The organism is Pontimicrobium sp. MEBiC01747 (assembly GCF_053601635.1).
Window position 1 is genome coordinate 1 of sequence record NZ_JBSHNS010000027.1, and the last position, 2,634, is coordinate 2,634.

Below are 2,634 nucleotides of genomic sequence, written 5' to 3' on the forward strand. Positions count from 1 at the left end.
CCCTGTTACAGGAAAATTTATGAGTTTTAATACGCCAATTCCAGATGATATGCAAGATTGTATAGAAAAATGGAAAGGCTATTCAAAACATATGGAACATTAAAAAAATATTTCTATTTCCTTTTTTTTTAAAATAACTATCTAAAAAAAAGCATCAGATTAATTTATTGAAAATAAAAATAATATAATTATTATTTATTTCTATATAAAGCATAACTGTTTCAATATATAGTTTACATCTTATTTATGCATTAATTTTACTTCAAATCACAAGGATATGATTATAGAAGAAATTACATTGTTTACCTCTAACATAGAGAAACAGAGGCAATTTTATAAAACAAAACTTGGATTTGAAATTGTAAAAGACACACCCGGTAAAATAGCCTTTAAAGTAGGAGCTAGTATTTTAGCTTTTCAATATAAAAAAGAAACAAAACCATCTCATTTAGCATTTAATATTCCTTACAATGCTATATATGATGCTTTAAGATGGCTAAGAGACAGAACAGAAGTAATACACTATAAAAATGAACCAGTAACAGACTTTATAAAATGGAAAGCAAAAGCAGTTTATTTTTATGATGCAGACCATAACATTATAGAATTTGTAGCTAGAGAGCGAATAGATATAGAAAGCGATATTGCATTTACGCCAAGAATAATAATAGGAATAAGTGAAATAGCAATAGCAACAACATCTATTGAAACAATATATAATACAATTAATGCTATAAAACCAATTTCAATATTCGATGGAAGTTTCGACAGGTTTTGCGCATTAGGAAATGAGCAAGGACTATTTATAATAATAGATAAAACCAAAAAGAAATGGTATCCAGCAATGGACAAAGCATACACAGCAGACTTTATAATAAAAGGCGACTATAACTTTGCTTTTGTAAATGGAGAAATAAAAGAAATATCGTAATTTAGAAACTTGAAAAATTAGTTTTAGTCAATTACTTTGGCAAGTGCACGAGACATTTGTAAAGTGAAAAAAATATTAGAGTTTAGAGGGAAACCTTAGAGTATTAAATCTCGATTATCGAGTAAAGCAATAAAAGAAACAAATGAAACTAGTAATATCACCAGCTAAGTCACTTAATTTTGAAAGTGAATTACCAATACATAAAGCAACAGAAGCCCAATTTTTAAAACAATCAGAGCGTTTAAATAAACTATTAAAAAAGAAATCGGCCAAAAGCCTATCAAAACTTATGAAAATAAGTGATGCATTAGGGCAGTTAAATTACGAACGCAACCAATCCTGGGAGTTACCCTTTACAACAGACAATGCAAGACAAGCAGTTTATGCATTTAATGGAGATGTATACAGAGGCTTGGATGCCTATACCATTCCAGAAGAAAATATAGAGACATTACAAAATACAGTACGCATACTATCTGGGTTATATGGCATATTAAAACCATTAGATTTAATACAAGCCTACCGTTTAGAAATGGGAACAAAGTTTCCTGTAGGGAAAAATAAAAACCTGTACGAATTTTGGAAAAAAGAAATAACAAAAGCATTAAATGAAGAGTTGGAAGAGGGCGAGTTATTTTTAAACCTAGCAAGTGTAGAGTATTTTAAAGCAATAGATACAAAAGCATTAAAAGTTCCAGTAATTACAGCAAACTTTAAGCAATTTAAAAATGGCGAGTATAAAAATATTGCCATTTTTGCCAAACATGCAAGAGGCTTAATGGCACGTTATATAGTAGACACTAAAGCAAAAACTTTAGACGATATTAAAGGCTTTAATTACGATAATTATGGCCTAAGCGATGAGTTATCTACAGAGACAGAATTAGTATTTACAAGATAAATACCTTATAAAATAGAATCAAGCCTTAATTACGTTTTATATAACCTAATTAAGGCTAGATTAAAGCATTTTGTTTAGATTTGAAGATAACCCATTACAACACGACTATATAAAAAATAACAGTGTGTAATGTTTACTAACTAAATAACATTATGTATTACTACCTTATCCTTATACTACAAGGCTTTTGTATTTATCATGCTATAAAAAATAGAAACAATTACTATTGGATTTTCCTTATTTTATTTTTACCAGTAATAGGAGCAGTTATATACTTAGTAACCCAAGTATATAATAAAAATGATGCAAATAAAATACAAGAAGAAATAACATCAATACTAATACCCACAAAAAAAGTAAAGGACTTAGAAAAACAACTAGCATTTTCTGAAACCTACCAAAACAGAGTGAATCTAGCAGATGCTTACTTAGAAATGAAAGATTACAATAATGCTATAACCCATTATGAATTTGCATTAAAAGATAAAAGCCAAAAAGGACTATATGTTATAAAACAGCTAGTAAAAGCATATTATGGATTAAAAAACTATAAAAAAGTCATTAAATACGCAGAGCAAATAAAAGGAGAAACAGAATTTGAAAACTCTAAAGCACAATTTATATATGGGTTGGCATTAGAAGAAGAAGGCGCTACAGAAATAGCAGAAACGACATTAAAAAAAATAGACTTACGCTATTCTAATTACCAAGAGCGATTAATATTAGCAAAGTTTTTAGTAAAACACAATAAACAAGAAGAAGCAAAATCTATTTTAAACGAAATTCTAATAGAATCTCAAAA

3 protein-coding genes are annotated in these 2,634 nt (G+C 28.3%); all 3 read left to right on the forward strand.

Annotated features, from left to right (window positions below):
- Window positions 1–277: 277 nt before the first annotated feature.
- Window positions 278–931 carry a VOC family protein gene (locus ACVC2P_RS00340; RefSeq protein WP_452596498.1) on the forward strand — a complete coding sequence of 218 codons (654 nt, stop codon included), beginning with the start codon at window positions 278–280 and terminating at the stop codon, window positions 929–931.
- A 142-nt stretch (window positions 932–1,073) separates the two neighbouring features.
- The gene (gene yaaA, locus ACVC2P_RS00345; RefSeq protein ID WP_452596499.1) at window positions 1,074–1,832 is read left to right on the forward strand and encodes a peroxide stress protein YaaA; all 759 of its coding nucleotides are present in this window, start codon (window positions 1,074–1,076) and stop codon (window positions 1,830–1,832) included.
- A 152-nt stretch (window positions 1,833–1,984) separates the two neighbouring features.
- Window positions 1,985–2,634 (forward strand): hypothetical protein (locus tag ACVC2P_RS00350; protein ID WP_452596500.1); only part of this gene is annotated, 650 nt, incomplete at its 3' end.

Bases quoted from the DNA above. Each gene is read 5' to 3' on its own strand.
- ACVC2P_RS00340 (WP_452596498.1), top strand. From the start codon at position 278: ATGATTATAGAAGAAATTACATTGTTTACCTCTAACATAGAGAAACAG.
- yaaA (WP_452596499.1), top strand. From the start codon at position 1,074: ATGAAACTAGTAATATCACCAGCTAAGTCACTTAATTTTGAAAGTGAA.